This is a genomic window from Chryseobacterium aquifrigidense, from assembly GCF_006716485.1.
Classification (GTDB): Bacteria; Bacteroidota; Bacteroidia; order Flavobacteriales; family Weeksellaceae; genus Chryseobacterium; species Chryseobacterium vietnamense.
Window position 1 is genome coordinate 158,993 of record NZ_VFPD01000001.1, and the last position, 20,530, is coordinate 179,522.

General features: G+C 38.7%; 20 protein-coding genes. 17 read left to right on the forward strand and 3 right to left on the reverse strand.

What is annotated here, in order from left to right:
- The first annotated feature begins 321 nt into the window (after window positions 1–321).
- From FB551_RS00765 to FB551_RS00780, 4 genes are read left to right on the forward strand one after another with little or no spacing between them, the layout of a single operon-like run.
- On the forward strand, window positions 322–573 hold the full coding sequence (locus tag FB551_RS00765; RefSeq protein ID WP_142014049.1) for a hypothetical protein: 252 nt from the start codon (window positions 322–324) through the stop codon (window positions 571–573).
- A 60-nt stretch (window positions 574–633) separates the two neighbouring features.
- Window positions 634–1,722, forward strand: a complete 1,089-nt coding sequence (locus FB551_RS00770; protein ID WP_142014052.1) for an efflux RND transporter periplasmic adaptor subunit — start codon at window positions 634–636, stop codon at window positions 1,720–1,722.
- A 28-nt stretch (window positions 1,723–1,750) separates the two neighbouring features.
- The gene (locus FB551_RS00775) at window positions 1,751–4,873 is read left to right on the forward strand and encodes an efflux RND transporter permease subunit (RefSeq protein ID WP_142014055.1); all 3,123 of its coding nucleotides are present in this window, start codon (window positions 1,751–1,753) and stop codon (window positions 4,871–4,873) included.
- A complete protein-coding gene (locus FB551_RS00780) occupies window positions 4,854–6,305 on the forward strand; it encodes an efflux transporter outer membrane subunit (protein WP_142014058.1) in 1,452 nt (483 codons plus the stop codon). Before FB551_RS00775 ends, FB551_RS00780 begins: the two co-directional genes overlap by 20 nt.
- Before the next feature lie 250 nt (window positions 6,306–6,555).
- Here FB551_RS00780 and FB551_RS00785 read toward each other — a convergent pair whose 3' ends face one another.
- Complete coding sequence (locus FB551_RS00785; RefSeq protein WP_047432903.1) at window positions 6,556–6,978, reverse strand: cold shock domain-containing protein; 423 nt, start codon at window positions 6,976–6,978, stop codon at window positions 6,556–6,558.
- Window positions 6,979–7,662: 684 nt separating this feature from the next.
- On the opposite strand from FB551_RS00785, the gene FB551_RS00790 reads away from it, so the two are divergent.
- On the forward strand, window positions 7,663–8,418 hold the full coding sequence (locus tag FB551_RS00790; protein ID WP_047432901.1) for an SDR family oxidoreductase: 756 nt from the start codon (window positions 7,663–7,665) through the stop codon (window positions 8,416–8,418).
- An 80-nt stretch (window positions 8,419–8,498) separates the two neighbouring features.
- On the opposite strand, the gene lgt is transcribed toward FB551_RS00790, so the two are convergent.
- Window positions 8,499–9,335, reverse strand: coding sequence for a prolipoprotein diacylglyceryl transferase (gene lgt, locus FB551_RS00795; protein WP_142018040.1), 837 nt, complete (start codon window positions 9,333–9,335; stop codon window positions 8,499–8,501).
- A gap of 131 nt (window positions 9,336–9,466) precedes the next feature.
- Here lgt and FB551_RS00800 point away from each other — a divergent pair, with 131 nt between their 5' ends.
- The 9 genes from FB551_RS00800 to FB551_RS00840 all read left to right on the forward strand — a co-directional run bounded on the left by FB551_RS00800 (window position 9,467) and on the right by FB551_RS00840 (window position 15,522).
- Window positions 9,467–9,679: a hypothetical protein gene (locus FB551_RS00800; protein ID WP_047432899.1), complete on the forward strand. Its 213-nt coding sequence runs from the start codon at window positions 9,467–9,469 to the stop codon at window positions 9,677–9,679.
- Window positions 9,680–9,800: 121 nt separating this feature from the next.
- Window positions 9,801–11,552 carry a cbb3-type cytochrome c oxidase subunit I gene (locus FB551_RS00805; RefSeq protein WP_142014060.1) on the forward strand — a complete coding sequence of 584 codons (1,752 nt, stop codon included), beginning with the start codon at window positions 9,801–9,803 and terminating at the stop codon, window positions 11,550–11,552.
- Window positions 11,553–11,563: 11 nt separating this feature from the next.
- On the forward strand, window positions 11,564–12,556 hold the full coding sequence (locus tag FB551_RS00810; protein WP_047432895.1) for a cbb3-type cytochrome c oxidase subunit II: 993 nt from the start codon (window positions 11,564–11,566) through the stop codon (window positions 12,554–12,556).
- Between the two features lie 2 nt (window positions 12,557–12,558).
- Window positions 12,559–12,840 carry a hypothetical protein gene (locus tag FB551_RS00815; RefSeq protein ID WP_047432893.1) on the forward strand — a complete coding sequence of 94 codons (282 nt, stop codon included), beginning with the start codon at window positions 12,559–12,561 and terminating at the stop codon, window positions 12,838–12,840.
- Complete coding sequence (locus FB551_RS00820; protein WP_047432891.1) at window positions 12,837–13,244, forward strand: hypothetical protein; 408 nt, start codon at window positions 12,837–12,839, stop codon at window positions 13,242–13,244. Before FB551_RS00815 ends, FB551_RS00820 begins: the two co-directional genes overlap by 4 nt.
- Before the next feature lie 65 nt (window positions 13,245–13,309).
- Window positions 13,310–13,906 carry a Crp/Fnr family transcriptional regulator gene (locus FB551_RS00825; RefSeq protein WP_142014063.1) on the forward strand — a complete coding sequence of 199 codons (597 nt, stop codon included), beginning with the start codon at window positions 13,310–13,312 and terminating at the stop codon, window positions 13,904–13,906.
- Window positions 13,907–14,002: 96 nt separating this feature from the next.
- Window positions 14,003–14,326, forward strand: coding sequence for a low affinity iron permease family protein (locus FB551_RS00830; RefSeq protein ID WP_142014066.1), 324 nt, complete (start codon window positions 14,003–14,005; stop codon window positions 14,324–14,326).
- Window positions 14,327–14,381: 55 nt separating this feature from the next.
- Window positions 14,382–14,768, forward strand: coding sequence for a hypothetical protein (locus FB551_RS00835; RefSeq protein ID WP_142014070.1), 387 nt, complete (start codon window positions 14,382–14,384; stop codon window positions 14,766–14,768).
- A 58-nt stretch (window positions 14,769–14,826) separates the two neighbouring features.
- Window positions 14,827–15,522, forward strand: a complete 696-nt coding sequence (locus tag FB551_RS00840; RefSeq protein WP_047432883.1) for a VIT1/CCC1 transporter family protein — start codon at window positions 14,827–14,829, stop codon at window positions 15,520–15,522.
- A gap of 157 nt (window positions 15,523–15,679) precedes the next feature.
- On the opposite strand, the gene FB551_RS00845 is transcribed toward FB551_RS00840, so the two are convergent.
- Window positions 15,680–17,077 (reverse strand): hypothetical protein, encoded by a 1,398-nt coding sequence (locus FB551_RS00845; RefSeq protein WP_142014073.1) that lies wholly within the window; start codon window positions 17,075–17,077, stop codon window positions 15,680–15,682.
- Window positions 17,078–17,492: 415 nt separating this feature from the next.
- On the opposite strand from FB551_RS00845, the gene FB551_RS00850 reads away from it, so the two are divergent.
- The 3 genes from FB551_RS00850 (at window position 17,493) to FB551_RS00860 (ending at window position 20,516) form a co-directional block, all read left to right on the forward strand.
- Complete coding sequence (locus FB551_RS00850; RefSeq protein WP_142014076.1) at window positions 17,493–18,812, forward strand: aspartate kinase; 1,320 nt, start codon at window positions 17,493–17,495, stop codon at window positions 18,810–18,812.
- Window positions 18,813–19,072: 260 nt separating this feature from the next.
- Window positions 19,073–19,855 (forward strand): nucleotidyltransferase domain-containing protein, encoded by a 783-nt coding sequence (locus tag FB551_RS00855; protein ID WP_142014079.1) that lies wholly within the window; start codon window positions 19,073–19,075, stop codon window positions 19,853–19,855.
- A 127-nt stretch (window positions 19,856–19,982) separates the two neighbouring features.
- On the forward strand, window positions 19,983–20,516 hold the full coding sequence (locus FB551_RS00860; RefSeq protein WP_142014082.1) for a dihydrofolate reductase family protein: 534 nt from the start codon (window positions 19,983–19,985) through the stop codon (window positions 20,514–20,516).
- Window positions 20,517–20,530 lie beyond the last annotated feature (14 nt).

Sequence of the window (20,530 nt, forward strand, 5' to 3'; positions counted from 1 at the left end):
AACCTGATCCCATTTTTCATTCAGAATTTTAAAAATTGGATTTCTACGCAATAACAGACTGCATGAACAGACTTCACGTCCTCTTTGTCATTTCACATACAAATCCAGATATGAATGAGCAGAATTATTCACTAATTGTTTAAGTTTTTTTAACAATTCAATGGCCGGATTTCCCAGCAGAAATCCCTATTTTTGCACAACTATCGTTTTTTACTGAAAAACTAATGTGTTCTGATTGACATGGCAGGTGTGAGGTCATTTTTCTTATTCTATATTATACTGGTTTTTTCCCTTTTCAATTCGAATTGGGCAGAAAAATCATTGCAGAATATTCCTCATGTTCCTCCTGTAACCAACATTCATGTTCTGGATGTTTACGAAGAGGCAGATATGAATACGCATGCATTGCCTGCGGCTGCCAAAATTGTAAAACATTCAGTCAAAAAAAACGATCCTGCCATTGCAGATTTTTCAGGAATATTAAAAGTAATTCCAAAAGTTGCTCTTCCTGAGATCGCAATTTCTATTATTTGTGGCGTTAAATCTTTTCTCCATCTCCTCCAGCTGTACTAGGTTTAAGTTTCTGAATACCAAATCATTTTTACGGAAATCTTATAACTTAAACATTTAAAAATGTATTTTAAAAACGTAATAATTTGCATTCTTGCAACATTATTCGCTGTGTCATGCAGTAAAGACAAGAAAAAAAACAATCAGAAAGATAAAGAAGTTCCCGTACTGGAAATCAAAGAAAAAGACACCTTGGTGAGCAACCAGTTTGTCACGGATATCCAGGCTAAAAAGAATGTTGAAATGCGTTCCAGAATCGGAGGTATTATACAGCATATTTATGTCAATGAGGGACAGTTTGTGCGCCAGGGACAGGCTTTATTCAAAATTAATGATGCTGAGCTGCAGATGGAGCTTCTGAAAGCCAATGCAGCATTAAAACAGACTGAAGCAGACGTCCGCATCGCAGAAGTAGAACTGAAGCAGATTCAGAGTCTTCATGCCAAAAAATTTGTGGCCAACAATGAGTTGGAAATGGTGAAGGCGAAATTGTCTTCAGCAAAGGCCAAACATGCCTTTGCCGATGCAGAAAAAAGAACGGTTCTTCAGAAAATAAGCTTTACAAGAATTACAGCACCTTTTGATGGAGTGATTGACGTTATTCCCCATAAAGACGGAAGTTTAGTGGAAAACGGAACACTTTTAACCACGCTTTCACAACTGAACGAAGTGTACGCCTACTTCTCCATTCCTGAAAACTTATATTTTGAGCTTTTGGCCAATGATAAGATCGGAAATCATCAGAAAATTGAACTGACGCTGCCTAATGGAGTGAATTACCAGTTTAACGGAGCTCTAAAAACAGCTGAAGGAGAAATCGACAGAACTACAGGCTCTATCCGCTATAAAGTGCTTTTCCCAAATCCGGACCGCCTCATCAAACACGGTACCTCAGGGAAGCTTATCATTTCCGAACAACAGAATAATGCGATCCTTATTCCGCAAAAATCCACCTTCTCCATTCAGGATAAGACCTATGTTTTTGTTGTGGATCAACAGAATAAAGTGAAAATGACCAATATTAAGATCGGAACTACCTTAAGAGACTCTTATGTGGTGGAAAGCGGTCTTAAAAAAGGAGATTTAATCATTTATGAAGGAACTCAGTCTTTGAAAGATGGTGATATCATCAAAATCAAAAAGAAGTATTAACCTTTCATAATCTTTAAATCAATCAACTATGGTAGAAATGTTTATAAGACGAAAGGTTCTTTCGTTGGTTATTTCCATATTATTTGTATTGCTGGGAATTATGGCATTGCTGAAAATGCCGATCACCCAGTTTCCTGATATTGTACCGCCTTCAGTAACCGTTACAGCAAAATATACCGGAGCGAACGCCGAAGTATCTGCCAATGCGGTAGCTCTTCCTCTGGAACGAGCCATCAACGGAGTGCCGGGGATGACGTATATGTCTACGGTAACTTCCAATGACGGGCTTACCCTTATTCAGGTGTTCTTTGAAGTAGGAACAGATCCTGATGTAGCAGCGGTAAACGTTCAGAACAGGGTGACCACTATTCTTGATGAACTTCCTGAAGAGGTGATCAGGGCCGGAGTTACCACTGAAAAAGAGGTGAACAGTATGCTGATGTACCTCAACATCACGAGTACAGACCCAAGCCAGGATGAACAGTTCATCTATAACTTTACGGATATCAACGTCCTTCAGGAGCTGAAACGTATTGATGGAGTAGGCCGTGCTGAGATTATGGGGCAGAAAGAATATTCGATGAGAGTATGGTTGGATCCTCAGAAAATGGCAGCATACAATATCTCTGCGGATGAAGTGATCACTTCGCTGCAAAAACAGAATATTTCCGCAGCACCCGGAAAAGTAGGGGAAACCTCTGGTAAAACCTCAAGCCAGCTTCAGTATGTCATTAAATATAAAGGGAAGTTTTTTGAGCCTAAACAATATGAAGAAGTTCCCATCAGATCTGACGTTGACGGAACAATTTTAAAGCTTAAGGATATTGCTAAAGTTGAATTCGGAGCGATGAACTACGGAATGGTTTCCAAAACAGACGGAAGACCTTCTGCATCGATTATGATGAAACAACGTCCCGGTTCCAACGCATCTGAAGTTATCGAAAGTGTAAAGGCAAAAATGGAAGAATTAAAAGTCACTTCTTTCCCTCCCGGAATGGAGTATAACATGGCTTATGATGTTTCCCGATTCCTTGATGCTTCCATCAGTGCAGTACTGACAACCCTTATTGAAGCCTTTATTCTGGTAGGAATTGTAGTATTTATTTTCCTTCAGGACTGGCGTTCTACATTGATTCCTGTACTGGCTGTACCGGTAGCATTGGTAGGAACTTTTGCATTTATGAATATGCTGGATTTCTCTGTCAACCTTTTAACATTGTTCGCGTTGGTTCTGGCCATCGGAATTGTGGTTGATAATGCCATTGTCGTCGTTGAAGCCGTTCACGTGAAAATGGAAGAAGGAATGAATGCGATGGATGCCACCATCAGTGCTACCAAAGAAATTGCAGGAGCTGTAGTAGCGATTACCATCGTAATGTCTGCTGTATTTATTCCTGTGGCTTTCCTTGATGGTCCGGTGGGAGTGTTTTATCGTCAGTTTTCATTAACGCTGGCTATCAGTATTGTGATTTCCGGGGTAAATGCATTGACACTTACTCCGGCGCTTTGTGCTATTATTTTAAAACCTCATGATCATCATAAGAAGAAAACCATCATCGACAGGGCTTTCCAGAGTTTCAATACTGGTTTTGAAAGACTAACGAATGGCTATGTAGGCATTTTATCAAAATTTGCGACAAGAACTACGGTAACTTTCGGACTGCTGTTTTTATTTGTCGGACTTACTTTTGTAACCAGCAAATTCCTGCCAACCGGATTTATCCCAATGGAAGACCAGGGAATGGTTTACGTAAGTGTTACCACTCCGCAGGGTGCAACAGTAGAAAGAACAGAAAAAGTATTGGATGAGGTAACGGTTATCGCCAAAAAAATTAAAGGAGTCGAAAACGTGACCACGCTTGCAGGATACAGTATCGTCACAGAAATTGCAGGTTCCTCTTACGGAATGGCAATGATCAACCTTAAAGACTGGAAGGAAAGAAGTATTTCCGTAAATGATCTTATTGCAGAGCTCTCTGATAAAACAAAAGGAATCGCAGATGCACAGATTGAAATCTTTGCACCGCCAACCGTCCCCGGATTCGGGAATACCAGCGGTTTTGAATTACGTTTGCTGGACAGAACCGGAGGAACCATTGAAAATACCGATAAGATTACCAAAGATTTCGTTAAAAAACTCAATGAAGCTCCAGAACTGCAGAACAGTTTTACCAGTTTTGATGCTACTTTCCCGCAATATATGATCAATGTGGATTATGATATGGCAGCGAAGAAAGGAGTATCAGTAGACAATGCGATGTCGACATTGCAGACGATGCTGGGATCTTATTATGCCACAAATTTTATCCGTTTCAGCCAGATGTATAAAGTGATGGTGCAGGCAAGTCCGGAGCACAGGGATACGCCTGAAAGTATTTTGAATTTATATTTAAAAAATGACAAAGGCGAAATGGTTCCTTTCTCCACCTTCATTACCATCGAAAGAGTATACGGCCCTGAAGTGCTTACAAGGTATAATATGTATATGTCTGCGATGATCAACGGAGAACCTGCAGACGGTTACAGTTCCGGAGATGCCATTGCAGCAGTAGAACGTGTAGCCAAAGAATCTTTGCCAAGAGGATTTGATATTGAGTGGTCAGGAATGACAAGAGAAGAGATCTTATCAGGAAATCAGACCGTTTATATCTTTGCCATCTGTCTTTTATTCGTGTATCTTTTGTTAGCGGCACAATATGAAAGTTTCCTTCTTCCAATGCCTGTATTATTAAGTCTTCCGACAGGAATCTTCGGTTCCTATATCGCTTTGGTAATCATGGGATTGGATAATAATATTTATGCACAGGTAGCATTGGTTATGCTGATCGGACTTCTGGCCAAAAATGCCATTCTGATCGTAGAATTTGCCGTGGCAAGAAATAAACAGGGATTTGATATCATTCCGGCCGCTATTGAAGGAGCAAGACAGCGTCTGAGACCGATTCTGATGACGTCTTTTGCATTCGTAGCAGGACTTATTCCTCTATGTATTGCATCGGGAGCCGGAGCCATCGGTAACCGTTCCATTGGTACGGCAGCAGCAGGAGGAATGCTGATAGGAACTATCTTCGGACTGGTGGTGATTCCGGGACTCTATATATTCTTTGCGAAACTTGAAAATAAGAAGAAAGATGAAAAGATTAAATCATAGAAATATATTGTACGGAATAGCATCTCTGAGCCTGGTTTCATGTGCTGTTCCCAAAGTAACGGAGCTGAAAAAGGCTCAGCGGTTACCAGAAGAGATTGTTAAAACAGATCAAAATAAAAACCCTGATGAGTTCCGGCAGATCAATCTGAAGGCCTACTTTACAGATCCGCAGCTGCTTGAACTTTTTGATAAAGTGGTTCAGGCAAATCCGGATTTCCAGATTGCCCGGCAGAGAGTGGAGATTGCCAACAGTTTTCTTCAAAGATCAAAAATGGATCTGCTGCCGTCTCTTGAAGTGGGAGTACAGGCTTCCGGCGACCGTTACGGAAAATATACAATGGAAGGTGTTGGAAACTATGATACCAACCTTTCACCCAATATTACGGAAAATCAGAAAATCAACAGGGATTTTACCCCTAATTACTGGCTGGGTGCAAGAAGCAGCTGGGAGATTGATGCATGGGGCAAACTGAAAAATAAGAAAATTGCTGCCCAGAAGAAATATCTGGCATCCACAGAAGGATTGAGATTATTACAGGTAGAACTTTTCACAGATATTGCCAATCTCTATTATCAGCTGGTTGCTTTGGATAACCGTCTGGCAATTTATCAGAAGAACTATAAACTTCAGCAAAGAGCTTTTGAAATTGTTCTTGCCCAGCGTGAAGTGGGAAAAGCTACCGAGTTGGCAGTACAGCAGTTCAAAGCTCAGAATAACAACTGGCTGGCAGAGATTGAACATATCAGAGTGGAAATTGTTACAGTAGAGCAAGCGATCACTACATTAACAGGAAGCTACGGCGGAGAGGTGAAGCGCGGAAAAATACTGATGCCTACCAATATGGAAGTTTTGAATAAAACCATTAATGTAGAAAATGTGATCCATTCCAGACCGGATGTAGCCGCAAACTATTATGTTTTGGAAGCTTCGCAGGCTGATGCAAAGGCTGCAAGAGCTGCTTTTTATCCCAAGATTGATCTGGGAGCCGGTTTCGGACTGAATTCTTTTTCTGTGGAAACATTCTTTAAACCAACCTCTCTGGCAGGCCAATTATTAGGAGGATTAATGGTTCCTGTTTTCAATAAAGGACAGCTGAAATATGAATTTAAGGTAGCGAGCAAAGAGCAGGAAATTGCCTTTTTAAACTATCAGAAAAGTATTACGACAGCTTTTAATGAACTTCAGTCGATTCTGAAACAGACCAGAATCTATGAGCGTGTCTTAAAACTGAAATCGGAGGAAGTAGGTTTCCTTGACCGCGGTGTTGAGGTTTCCAACGATCTGTACCTGACAGGCTACGCCAACTATTTTGAGCTGATTAACTCGCAGAAGAGCAAATTAACTGCTGAACTGGATCTACTGCAGTTTCAGCACCAGAATACCAGAAATAACGTCCTGCTGTTTAAAGCACTGGGAGGAAAGCTGGATTAATTTTTACTTTTTTTTACGATGAAGGAAGCTGTCTGAAAAGGCAGCTTCTTTTCTGTTTAATGATATTCTACGGATTCCCGTAATGCTATTTGAAATAAATCCAGGATATTGCGTTACAATCTAACTTTTTATAAGTTGAGTTAACTTTTTTATATGTCCCTAAAAAAAGAGACTGTCCTCGCGGGCAGTCTCTTTGTGTATGGTTTAAAATGAATCTGCTTTCAGGGCAGAAACACTTTATAAGTACATATTATTTAACAAGCTGAATTTCAACAGCAGAAAATCCTTTAGGAGATTTTTCTTTTTCAAAAGATACCTTATTTCCTTTTTTTACCGGTTCTGCACAGTTGTTATTGTGGAAGAAGATGTTTTCTTTGGAATTGTCTTCCGTAATGAAACCATATCCTTTTTCACTCAGGAAAGTAACAATTCCTGTTTTTCTTGGATCTTCCTCAATGATAGGTGCAGCACCCAATTGAATGTCATCAAGATTTACTTCCTGTCTTTGTTCAGGTGGAGTAGATGTTAATCTTCCGAATTCGTCTACATACATGAAGACATCCTCTGCTCCTTTGTTGTTGTTCGTTTTACGTTCTTCGCGTCTTAGCGCCTTTTCTTTTTGCTTTTGAATTTTTTTCTTGAAATTTTCCTTTTTAGAAAAAGAATCTGCCATAAATTATTTTTAGTATTTAGTTTCTATAAATTAATGAGTTCAAACTGGTCTGTTAGACCCCTATAAAGCCTGGCTATGTTTTCTGTCCTGGATAATCCCAATCATACAGAGCTTTAAAATTCCGACAAGTATTGTTCTTTAATAGAAGAATAAAAGTTAAAAAGATGGCTGCTCAAAAGGCAAAGACTGAATAAAAAATATTCGGGTCGTTACAGAAAACAAAGTAAAGACTTGGTTTATTAATATGCAAATATACAACAATAAAATGAATAATCATATTTAAATGATTGATTATCAGAAATGGTTTTAATTGATCATAATGTTATGTGTGAATATGTACATAAAATTAAAATAATACCATAAAAAAATCCTCAGAAGTCTGAGGATTATAAAAAAATATATTAAAAATGAAGTGGTGGTGCGTGATACGGGAGGAAGGTATCAAATGTTATGCCTAAAATTGATGCGTGTTTGTGAATTATATAAAAGTGTTTAACTGAAAAGAGGCATTTCAAGGCGTATCTGGTTGGTAAATAACATTCTATTAAAAACTATTGTTTACATAAAATAATAAACATTTTTCTTTTAGTTTAAAAATAATAAATAGAAATTTCCGAAAATTTCACCATGTTGAGGCCATTTTTATTATTGATCTTTGTCTCATTAACATTTAAATATAAAAACATGTCAACACAAAATGTACAGGGAAAAGTTGTTTTAATTGCAGGAGGAGGTAAAAATTTAGGAGGCTTATTAAGCAGAGATTTTGCATCCAAAGGGGCAAAGCTGGCTATCCACTACAACAGCGAAAGTTCAAAAGCCGAAAGCGAAAAAACACTGGCTGAAGTGCAGGCTTTAGGAGCTGAAGCATTTTTATTTCAGGGAGATCTTACCAAAGTAGATAATATCACGAAGTTTTTTGACGAAACTATTTCCCGCTTCGGAGGAATTGATATTGCAATCAATACTGTAGGAATGGTACTTAAAAAGCCATTTTCAGAAACTACAGAAGCTGAATATGATACCATGTTCAATGTAAATTCAAAGTCTGCGTATTTCTTTTTGCAGGAAGCGGGTAAAAAGCTAAACGATCACGGAAAAATCTGTACCATTGTTACTTCATTGCTGGCGGCTTACACCGGATTATATTCTACATATGCAGGAGCAAAAGCACCTGTAGAACATTTTACAAGAGCGGCTTCCAAAGAATTCGGAGCAAGAGGCATCTCTGTAACGGCAGTAGCGCCGGGTCCTATGGATACTCCTTTCTTCTACGGACAGGAAACGGATGATGCAGTGGCTTATCATAAATCTGCATCCGCATTGGGAGGTCTTACCGATATTAAAGACATCGCTCCGCTGGTAGAATTCCTGGTAACAGAAGGCTGGTGGATTACCGGACAGACGATATTTGCCAACGGCGGATACACAACAAGATAGTATATTGAAAATGTATTAAAAAAAAGAAACTCACTGAAACAACTTTCAGTGAGTTTTTTATGGTAATAGAAGTAAGGAAATTAAGTAGTTTTAACCTTTCCTTTTTCCAGGATACTTTTGATAATAAAGAATAATCCGAGAAGAACAAACGGGATACTCAGTATCTGTCCCATATTTAAAATCATTCCGTGCTCAAATTCTACCTGATCCACCTTGATAAACTCAATCAGGATTCTCATAATAAAGATCAGCAGAATACTGATTCCAAAATAAAATCCTTTTCCGATTTTAAAAATATTCCTCCTGTAAATAAAATACACCGCAAGGAAAATAATAAAATAAGAGATGGCCTCATAAAGCTGGGCAGGATGTCTCGGAAGATCATCCACCTGACGGAAAATAAAAGCCCACGGAACATCAGTAGGAATTCCTATAATTTCAGAATTCATAAGATTAGCCAGCCTGATGAAAGTACCACCCAAGGGAAGTACAATCGCTATGGCATCCAGAACGGTCATGAACGGAATAGAATATTTTCTCGCATAGATGAGAAGCATAATCACCAAACCAATTCCACCACCATGACTGGCAAGACCTGCAAATCCGGTGAAGTGGTAAGATCCATCCGGTCCTTTCTGAATAGGTAAAAATATTTCAAGCGGATGTTGTGAATAATAATCAAAATCATAAAAAAGGCAATGCCCCAATCTGGCACCCACCAGTATTCCTATCAATGCATAAGAGAATAAAGCTTCGTGGGCTTGTGAACTGAGACCTTCTTTTTTATAGATTCTTTTTAAAATATTAAGAGACAAAACAAGCCCTGCAAGGAATAATAATCCGTAATATTTTATGGGAAGTCCTAAGATATTGACGATTTCGGGATTAATATCCCAGTTGATATATAATAAATTCATTGCTGCAAAGATAAGAAAATAGGATTTTCCGGGAAGAATAGTGCTGTTCAGGAGTTCTATGATCTGAGTCATAAAGCGTTAGCATGATGTTGTCTACATTTGATACTACACACACCACAAAATTTAATAGTATGAAATTTATCGTATCATTCATTGTACTTGCCGGCCTTTTTGTCGTCAGCTGCAAAAAAGAACCCCAGACACAACGCACCAATACAGATACCATTATGGCATCTGACAGCCTTACTTCCGGCTCTGCCCAGATTTCACCGGATTCGGCAGATCAAACACCTACGGTGGACAGTTCTGCGTATGACGTAGATTCTATTAAAAAAAGTAAATAATCGTATTTACAGCCATTAACGTTTTAAAATGCGGAATTGATCTCTGTTAAAGAGACCAATAGAGATTCTATTAAGAAAATAAACCAGAAATCTTGATTCATTAATCCATAATAATACTGTTATGGCAGATATCTCATTATTCAAAGAAACCGGGATACAGATTACCCTGTTGCTTACTTTAATGGTCATTGTAGCCGGCCTTGTCATTGTTGTTCTTAAGTTTTTATCCATTTATGCTAAAATATTAAGACGGAAAGAGTCTGCCGAGACCAAAAAAGAAATAGAGAATCTTTCCCCGGAAGAAGTAGCCGATTATGAACAAAGGGAAAAAGAACTCAGTTTCAGGCTGCCGGAAAATGACCTTTCCGGTACTTTACCTCCCGCTGATACAAAGGGAATGGTCAGGAATATCAATTCCGTTGAAGAACTGAGGGTATTTCCTGATAAGAGAAGAACATCTTCTTTTCAGAAATATATCTCTCCTGAATTGAGTCGCCTGATTCTTTATTTCCTTGGAACAGCTATCTTCTGGCTTGTGCTGGGAACAACCTTTGGCTTATATGCAGGGATAAAGCTTGTGGCTCCGGATATAGAGCACACAAGCTGGTTCAGCTATGGGAGACTCAGGCCGGGACATACCAATGCCGTATTCTGGGGTTGGGCTTCCCTGGCCATGCTGGGGTTTGCACATTATGTGATACCAAGGGTAAGTAATGTTGAGAAGTTTAATATAAAACAAGGGTATCTTTCTCTTATTCTGGTCAATGCAGCTGTTCTTGCCGGAACAATCTCTGTACTTTCAGGGGTAAATAACGGCGGGGGAGAATACCGGGAATATATCTGGCCGATCATGATTACTTTCGGAATAGGAGTAGCGCTTTCACTGCATAATTTCTTTAAGCCCATTGCACACAGGAAAACCAAAGAAATTTATCTGTCTAACTGGTATATCGTATCAGGAACAATGTTTATCGTTATTGTGATTGTTATTGCGTACATTCCTATCTGGCAGGACGGAGTTGGGGAGACCATTATTCAGGGATATTATATGCATCAGGCCATCGGAATGTGGTTCATGATGATCAATCTGGGACTGATGTATTATTTTTTGCCGCAACAGCTCAATAAGCCTATTTATTCCTACAGCTTAGGGATACTGGCTTTTTGGACCCATACGTTCTTTTATACTCTGATCGGAACCCATCATTTTATTTTCAGTGCAATTCCCTGGCGTTTGCAGACAACAGCAATCATTGCAAGTGCGGGAATGCTGATTCCTGTGGCAGCTGGTACAGCCAATTTTCTTCTGACATTTAATGGTGCATGGTATCAGCTTAGGAATAGCTATACGCTTCCGTTTTATTTTATGTCTATCATATTTTATTTTACAGGATCATTCCAGGGAACAGTGGAAGCTTTCAGGTATACCAATCTTCTCTGGCATTTTACGGATTTCACTGTAGCACATTCGCATCTTACCATGTACGGAATCATCACATTTATGCTTTGGGGATTTTTTTATACACTGGTTCCGCGGCTTACAGGAAAAGAACCTCCGAAGCTTCTAGTGGGAATTCATTTCTGGTTTGCACTGATTGGACTGTTGTTTTATGTTATTGCATTAATGATTGGCGGAACACAGACAGGAGAACTCTGGATCAGGAAAAAACCTTTTATTGAAGGAGTAATCAATATGGCTCCTTTCTGGCTCTGGCGGGCTATCGGAGGAACATTAATGTGGGTATCCCACTTGATTTTTGCCTATAATTTCTACAGAATGGTAAGAAAAGAAGATCAGGTAAGAGTTCCCAGAACACCTGCAGAAATTCTGGCAGCAAAGAAACAATATGGAAATACAGAGTTTAATACATAAAGATCAACATCATGATATTTTTAAATGACCACCGGATCCTTTTTGGCTCTGCACTTTTACTTTTTGTTTCTCTTACTCTTTATATTGCCATATTGCCTGCTTTGGATAATCAAAGGATTAATAAACCTTTACCAAGACAGTCTAAAATTCTGACAAAAGAGGAACAGGCGGGTAAAAGAGTTTATATCGATAACGGATGCATTGCCTGCCATACGCAGCAGGTAAGAAATGTAGAAATGGATAATGTGTTTGGGAAAAGACCAAGCATACCGGCAGATTTTGCCATCAATACCCGTACAGATTTCTGGAGAAATACAGCCAATCTGATGGGAACCCAGAGGACAGGGCCTGATCTTACCAGTATCGGGGAAAGACAACCCAGTGCAGAATGGCATCTGATTCATCTCTATCAGCCGAGAGCAGCAGTTGAAGAATCTGTAATGCCTGCCTATCCCTGGCTCTTTATAGAGAGGGATTATCTTCAGCCCGGGGATGTTGAGGTGAAAGTTCCTGAAAAATTCCGTCCCAGATATAAAAAAATTGTAGCAGGCCCCGAAGCTTTGCTGTTGGTTGCCTATCTGAAATCTCTGAAGCAAACAGATTATACAGATAAATCTATTGTTCCGGCTTTTCTTTATAAACAGAAAAAAGAAGAAGGAGCAGCACAGGGAGGAAATGCCGGTTTACCGGATGGAGATGCTCTTTTTACCGCAAACTGTGCCAGCTGTCATCAGGCTAACGGAGAAGGCGTTCCCGGAGCATTTCCGCCATTGAAAGGAAGTCCTGTCGTTGCTGGAGGAGATCTTGAATTGTATGTCACCATCATCATGAAAGGCTATGATCCGAGACCGGAATTTGCCACGATGCCGCCGGTGGGTACCAATGCCAATTTTACCCCTGAAGATGTGGCTGCAATTATGAATCATGAGCGGACAAGCTGGGGAAATAATGCCAAAAAAGTAACCGCTGAAGAAGTGAAAACCATAATGGATAAAATAAAATAACAATGAAAGATTTTTTTAAAAAGACAGCAATACTGTCTGGAATATTGTTTACAGCTTATGTGTCTGCCTGCGATGCCTGTAAACTTCAGCAGCCCGAGGTGACAAGAAACCTTACCCACGGAACCGGCCCGGAAAGCAACTGGGATTGGTTCATTGTAGGATTTGTCGTATTGATAACTGTACTGGCTTTTATACTTTCTGCCAAATATCTGTTCAGACCGGGAGAAAAAGATAAATCCCATATTAAATATTCCGTTTTTTCAGGTGAAAATTCAAGATCATGACTAAAGATAAAAGCAAAGTTTTTTTATTTATTGATGACGATCCGGCTCCCATTGCAGAACTGGATACTCCCATTGTTTTTGATCTCGATACCCAAAAGCTTACAGATGGTGAGCATACCCTTAAAATCATAAGTCATTCACCATCCGGAAAAGAAGGGATCAGAAAAATACAGTTTACCGTAGCCAATGGCCCGGCAATACGGATAGAAGGCCTTAAAAATAAAGACGTGGTGGACGGAACACTTTCTTTAATGATCAATGCGTATGATAAAGGAAATCAGAAAAGCTTCCTGATCAATGGAAGTGAAACACCCCAAACCATTCCTTTCTGGATATGGATCATTGTCATTGTGTTTGCAGCATGGGCGATTTATTATGAAATAACAAGTTACAACATTCAGTAGTATCTTATTCAATGGGAATTCATTGGTAAGAACATATTGAAGGAGAAACATTAAAAAAAGGAATTATGGCAATCAATGAAAGAACTCTTCATTCTGCAGGAGCAGAAATTAAAGAATACGGACCCGGCGAATTTATTTTCCAGGAAGGAAATGAAGCACTATATTACTATCAGATCATGCAGGGAGAAGTAAAACTTGCCAATACCAGTGAAGATGGTAAGGAATTTATCCAGAATATTTTTTCCTCCGGGCAGAGTTTTGGAGACTCCATTCTGTTCCTGGACAGAAAATATCCTGTGGATTCGGTAACGCTCACAGATTGTGTCATTTTAAGACTATGTAAAAATAACTTTTTTAGCTTGCTCAGGACATATCCCCATTTATATTTTAATGTCTGTCATGCGATGTCAAGTCATCTGTACTACCAGTATATTATGCTGCAGAAAAACTCCTCACTGCATCCGGCTGAGCGGCTTATCGGGATCATGACATGTTTTAAAAACCTTCAGGAAAAAAAAGCACCTTTCTCTTTTAAAATACCCCTTACCAGACAGCAGCTCGCTAATCTTACCGGGCTTTGTGTGGAAACGGTGATAAGAACAATAAAAATGCTGGAAAGAAATAATACGGTTAAAATTGAAAACCGTAAGATCTTCTTTTAGTTAGCATAGATTTATAGAGATTAATGTTGAAAACCGGTCATATGGAGCAATCCGTATGGCTTGTTTTTACAAAAGGAATTTTAAAAAATAATAAGTATGATTAAAGATATTTTAAACCGATGGCAGGATTGGCCTGTATATATTAAAGGAAGTGCCTTTTTAGGTATTGCCGGGCTTACTGTATTTTTTATCCGGAATGCACAGAATAAAGATATAAAAGCGCTTCAGGATAAGCTTGATGAATTGACGGCAGCGAGCAAAAGCTCCTACACAATAAAAGAAATTGAAAATCTTACAGACGATGAAATGAAACAGCTTCATGCGTTCTATAAAGATCTCGAAAAACAGCGCAGAGAAAAAAATATTCCTGATAATGACAGGCCGGAAAATAAGCACATGGCTTATCATAGATATAAATAGATGATCATTGAGGTACATAATATCTCATGAAAATGGACTTCATAAATCGTGCTTCATGAAAAAATACCAAATTCCGGCCTATATTCAAATGTTTTATTTTCTGTTGACCATCATATGGCCATTTGTACACCTGGAAAGCTTTTTGAAAATCACGGGTCCCAAAACGGATATATGGCTGGTAAAAACGGTCAGCTTACTGCTTTTTCCTTATATTCTTCTTATTGTATATGTACTAAGAATAAAGCAGAGCCCTTTGGTTATTCTCGCCATCATGCTCTGTTGTACCGGGCTGGCAGGGATTGATCTCTATTATTATCTGAACAATGTGATCAGATGGACTTATATGATCGATTGTATTCTTGAAATACTATTCATTGGTTACTGGATTTTTATACTGAAAATAAGGTCTGAAAATAAATCTGTCCCAAATGAAATGAGGTAATTTAAATTGATTCTTGACGAAATATTGGGTAACTTTAACGTGCACCAAAATAAAAATTATGCATCATCAGCTGGAGAAACATTATGTAAACAGGGTAGGCTGGCTCCGGGCAGCTGTACTGGGAGCTAATGACGGATTGTTATCCACCACAAGTATTGTCATTGGCGTTGCGGCTGCAGAACCGGAACGTCATATCATTATTCTTGCTGCATTAGCAGGAATGATCGCGGGAGCAATGTCTATGGCTGCCGGTGAATATGTTTCTGTAAGCTCTCAGGAGGATACGGAAAAAGCAGATTTGATCCGTGAAAAGCGTGAACTTGAAGAGATGCCGGAAATAGAGCTTAGAGAACTCGCCAAAGTGTATGAAAAAAGAGGCTGTACCAAAGAAACGGCAATGCAGGTTGCCATTGAACTGACAGAACATGATGCACTTGGTGCCCATGCCCGTGATGAACTGGGAATTAATGAAATAACACAGGCTAAACCATTGCAGGCAGCAATGGCCTCATTCTGTTCATTTGCTGTGGGAGCTTTATTACCTTTTACCGTTTCTCTTCTGGCGCCACTCAAACAAATGGTGTATTTCCAATATGGTTTTTCAATCATCTTTCTGATGCTTTTAGGAGCAATTTCTGCAAAAGCCGGAGGTTCCGGTATCAAAGTAGCCGTACTGAGAATCTGTTTCTGGGGTACCGTTGCGATGGGAATTACAGCGTTGGTGGGGCATATTTTCGGAGTCAATGTAGCATAAAAATTATTATATCTTGGGAATCCGGAGTGGTAACCCTATTTAAACAAAAAATAAGAACACCAGTATTGTTGCTGGTGTTCTTTTATATTTGTGTTGATAGAATTTTGCCTGTAAGGTAAATGGGAATGTTTTACCTGTTTCATTGTAATCCGAAAGATTAGTCGATACGGACTACGTTAATGGTGAAAGGAGCTACAATATTGGTGGTGTTGGGGGTAGATCCAAAAGAAAGTGCCTGAAATGAAAGTACCTGACCCGCATTCATTTTGATCAAAGTAGAATTGGTGCATGAAACAAATGATGGAGCTCCACTGGCTTCGGGTAAAGTGACTTTGGTATTGGTAAACGACTGCTGAATTCCGTTCAGACTGATCTGGGCGTATCCAAGATATCCGTCTCCACCATCTTCTGTTGCTCCTCGTTGAGGATAATTAACAATGAAATCAACCTTATACAATCCTGTAGAAGACGCAATGAAAGTATTTCCTGCCATTTCACTGAGGTTATCAAAAGTTTTTGCCGAAACTGAGGTGTTTACAAAAGTATTGTTCGTCGTAATTGTTACGATCCCTGTGCCTCTTGCAGCACTGATGCTTGCTGAGTTCTTTAATTGTACCACACCCGTACTGTTGACCGTTAAACTTCCTGAAGTTCCTGAAGCGGCTTGTAATCCTTCCAGTCTTACCGGGTTGGTAGCGTTAATGTGAAGTTTATTCGATGCAGAAGAAGTTCCTATTCCTACATTTCCTGTGGTAGGGTTAATTCTCATTCTCTCGATTAAACCTCCACCGGTAGAGTTTCCGATATAAAAATCTTCTTCCGAACCATTGGTCAATGTTGATCCTGTACGGATTGATCCTAATGCCCAGTTGGCACCTCCCGAAGCGGGTCCGCTGTTGGTAAACCCAAGTAAAGAATAATTTCCTGTGGCCAGAGCGGAAGTGTTTCGTAAAGCCATAATTCCATATTGGTTGGTTCCGGCAGTAGCATCAATTAAATTATATCGGTTTAAGGTTGGAACGGTAGAAACCACATGGAATCTTGCTTCAGGTGATGCGGTTCCTAATCCGACTCTGTCATTGGCCGCATCCACAGAAAATGTTGCTCCATCCACAGAAAAACCATTGGTAGAGGTTGAAGTAAATGCCAGTGTACTGGCATCTTGCGTTACCACTCTGTTTCCTGAAAGTATTCCATCTGCATTATAAAGGTTGACCGAAAAAGGAACCCATGCTGATCCTGTAAAATAATAATATCCATTGTTGCTGATATCTGCAACCTGTGATAAACTTGGTGTAGTTCCTGAAGGAGCTGTAGTATCTGTAATATAAACCAGTGCTCCTGCCTGAGCACTTCCATACGTTCCGGCATCTTTAGAAGCCAACTGTTGTTTAGAAACTCTTGGAGGTAAAATACCATCCTTCATAGTTGTGCTTGTATTTCCTGCAACATCCAATGTTGCCTGGGGGGTTACTGTATTAATTCCTACTTGTGCGTATGTGATCGCTGTAGCTGTAAATACTGTAATCAGGGAATAAAGATTTTTGATTTTCATGCTTAGTTGTTTTTAATTTAGGTTATTATGCTTTAATAATTCATTCATACACTCATAGTATTAGTTTAATGGTGTTAAAAAAAAGTGATTGGTGAAAAAATGGAACTCAATGGCACAAATTTATTTTTATTTTAAAAGATATGATTACGTATAAATACTGCATTTTACAAAAAAAACACTACCTGGACGTAGAATTTAGGAAAATCAATTTTTTTAGGCGGAGATCAATAAAAATGTGTATATTTGCCCAGCAAAAAAAGAAAATGATTTTATCTAACCTTAAAAAAGCAAAGAAACAGAACTTACGTCGAACGTCGTGAGTCATTTTCCTTTGGTTAGAAACTAAAATATATCAGGAGCTTGTCATCACGACAAGCTCTTTTTTTTTGGAAAATATTTAACAATTATATCTATTATGAAAGTATTAAAATTTGGAGGAACTTCAGTAGGAAGTCCGGAAAGAATCGAACAGTTATTACCTATCATCAGATCTCAGGCAGCAGACAAACATCTGGTTGTTTTATCAGCTGTTTCCGGAACTACCAACGATTTGGTAAAGTTATCAGCGCTGTATGAAAACAAAGATATTGAAGCTGCTTACCAACATATTGATGTACTGTATGACAAATACAAAAAATTTGTCCATGAATTATTTAAAACGGAAGAAGGTACTTCAGAAGCATTACTGTTCATTGACAAAATATTTGATCTCTTTTATCAATTTAAAAATAAAAATTTTAATTCCAGTGCGGAACGTGTTATTCTGGCTCAGGGAGAAATTATTTCAACAACGCTCTTCCATTTACATTTAAAAGAAATTGAAATTCCGTCAGTGTTATTGTCAGCACTTGACTTCATGCTGATTGATGAAGATAAAGAACCCAATATTGATTATATCAGAGAACATGCAGCCCGTAAAATTTCAGAATATCCTGAGGAAACCTTATTTATCACCCAGGGATACATCTGCAGAAATGCTGAAGGTGAAATTGATAATTTACAGAGAGGTGGTTCAGATTATACCGCGTCATTATTAGGGGCGGCACTCCAGGTTGAAGAAATCCAGATCTGGACAGATATTGACGGATTCCATAATAATGATCCGAGATATGTTCAAAATACAAAATCCATTGCCAGACTGAGCTTTGATGAAGCTGCTGAATTATCTTACTTTGGGGCTAAAATTCTTCATCCCCAAAGTGTTTTTCCGGCAAGAAAATATAATGTTCCGGTAAGATTGCTGGATACGATGAATTTGAGTGCGTCCGGAACACTGATCTCCGGAGAAGCTACCAATCAGAATCAGATTGTGGCTATTGCAGCAAAAGATCATATTACGGCAATTCGTATTCAGTCTTCAAGAATGTTGATGGCTTACGGATTTTTAAGAAAGGTTTTTGAAGTTTTTGAACGCTACAAAACCCCTATTGATATGATTACCACTTCTGAAGTAGCCGTTTCACTTACCATAGACCAAACCGATTATCTTTCTGAAATTGTGAAAGAACTGGAATCTTTTTCAGCCGTTGAAATTGATAACGAACAGTCTATCGTTTGTATCGTAGGTGATTTCAGAAAAAACAACAACGGATATGCCACTATTGTTTCCGAGGCGGTAAAACATATTCCGATCAGAATGATTTCCTATGGAGGAAGTGAAAATAATATTTCGCTGCTTGTTTCCTCTGCTTACAAGATAGAAGCCTTGAGATCTCTTCATAACAGATTGTTTTAAAAAAGAACAGCAATCCTTAAATAAGACGATCATACATATGTTATTTCATGTGAACGTTTTATAAATTATAAATAATGAATCCCAGACTACAGGCTGGGATTTATTATTAATGAAATTAAATGATATAAGCCGTAGTTGAGGATAGGATTCAGCTTAGAAATGATCAGCAAAAGGGATATTTTTGTATATTTAAAAGTGATTCAAAATATACTTCAAAGCTGGCTTAACATGTACAGATAACCTAAAAGAACGAATAACCAATGATACAGCAAGAATTCGCCAACAGAGCAAAAGAGATTTTAGAACCGGACGACAATGTTATAGGATTAGCTGTTGCAGGTTCCTGGATTACCGATGAAATAGATGAATTTTCAGATCTTGACCTCATTCTTGTCACCCAACAAAAAATTTCCCACGATAAGAATCTAATGCTTGACTACGCAAAAAAGCTGGGAGATTTCTTGTCAGGGTTTACAGGCGAGCACGTGGGAGAGCCGAGATTGCTGATATGCCTGTATGACAATCCGCTTTTGCATGTGGATATCAAGTTTTTAAACCTTGAAGAATTTCAGAACCGTATTGAAACTCCGGTTCTCCTTATTGACAAAGGTGAGAAGCTTACGAACATTATTCATCACACAGAAGCCAGGTTTCCTTATCCGGATTATCAGTGGATAGAGGACCGTTTTTGGACCTGGATCCATTATGCATTGCTGAAAACTGGACGTGGAGAATATTTTGAAGCATACGACTTTATGGGATTTCTGCGCATGGTTGTGTTTGGACCTTTACTCCACATCAAAAACGGAAATTTACCTCGTGGAGTCAGAAAAGTGGAAACAGCTTTAAAAACTTCAGACCTCGAAAAATTAAAACTTACCATTCCGGATTATAACAGACAATCTTTATTGGAAAGCTTGAGAAACGCAGTATCCTTATACAGGCACTTAAGAGCAGAACTTTTTGACAGTAAGGTCAATTTGCAAAACAACACTGAGGAAAAAGTGATGAGGTATTTTGAAGAAATAGAGAACAGGCATTAGTCACATCTTACAATGGAATCAAGAGAAATACCGGACTTGTACCTTCATTACTTTAATTTGTCGCATTTTTACAAAGTGCAGATCGTAGTATAGAAGTAAATTTGCTGCAATATTAAAATCAAAATCAATGCGAAATCTATCACTTTTCATTGCCATGAGTTTAGATGGCTATATAGCAAAACCCAATGATGATCTGAGCTTTCTGAAAATAGTTGAAAAAGAAGGCGAGGATTACGGCTATGCAGACTTTAATGCCGGAATTGATACCATTATTATAGGTAGAAAAACCTATGATTATGTGATGAAAGAAATTGGCTCATCTCATTATGACAACGGGCAGCGGGATATTTACGTAATCACGAGAACCACAAGGCCAAAAGAAGGCAGGACGACTTTCTATACCGGAGATATAGCAGAATTAGTTAACCGTTTAAAATCCATGGAAGGAAAGAATATTTATTGTGACGGTGGTGCTGAAATAATCAATGAATTGTTGAAACATGATCTGATAGACGAATTTATTATTTCGGTAATTCCTGTATTATTAGGCAGCGGAACAAAACTTTTTAAAGATGGCCGGCCTGAACATGCACTTGAATGTATTACCGCAACAACATTTGAAACCGGATTGATACAGCTGCGGTATAAGCGAAAAAGATAACATTTTTCTGATGA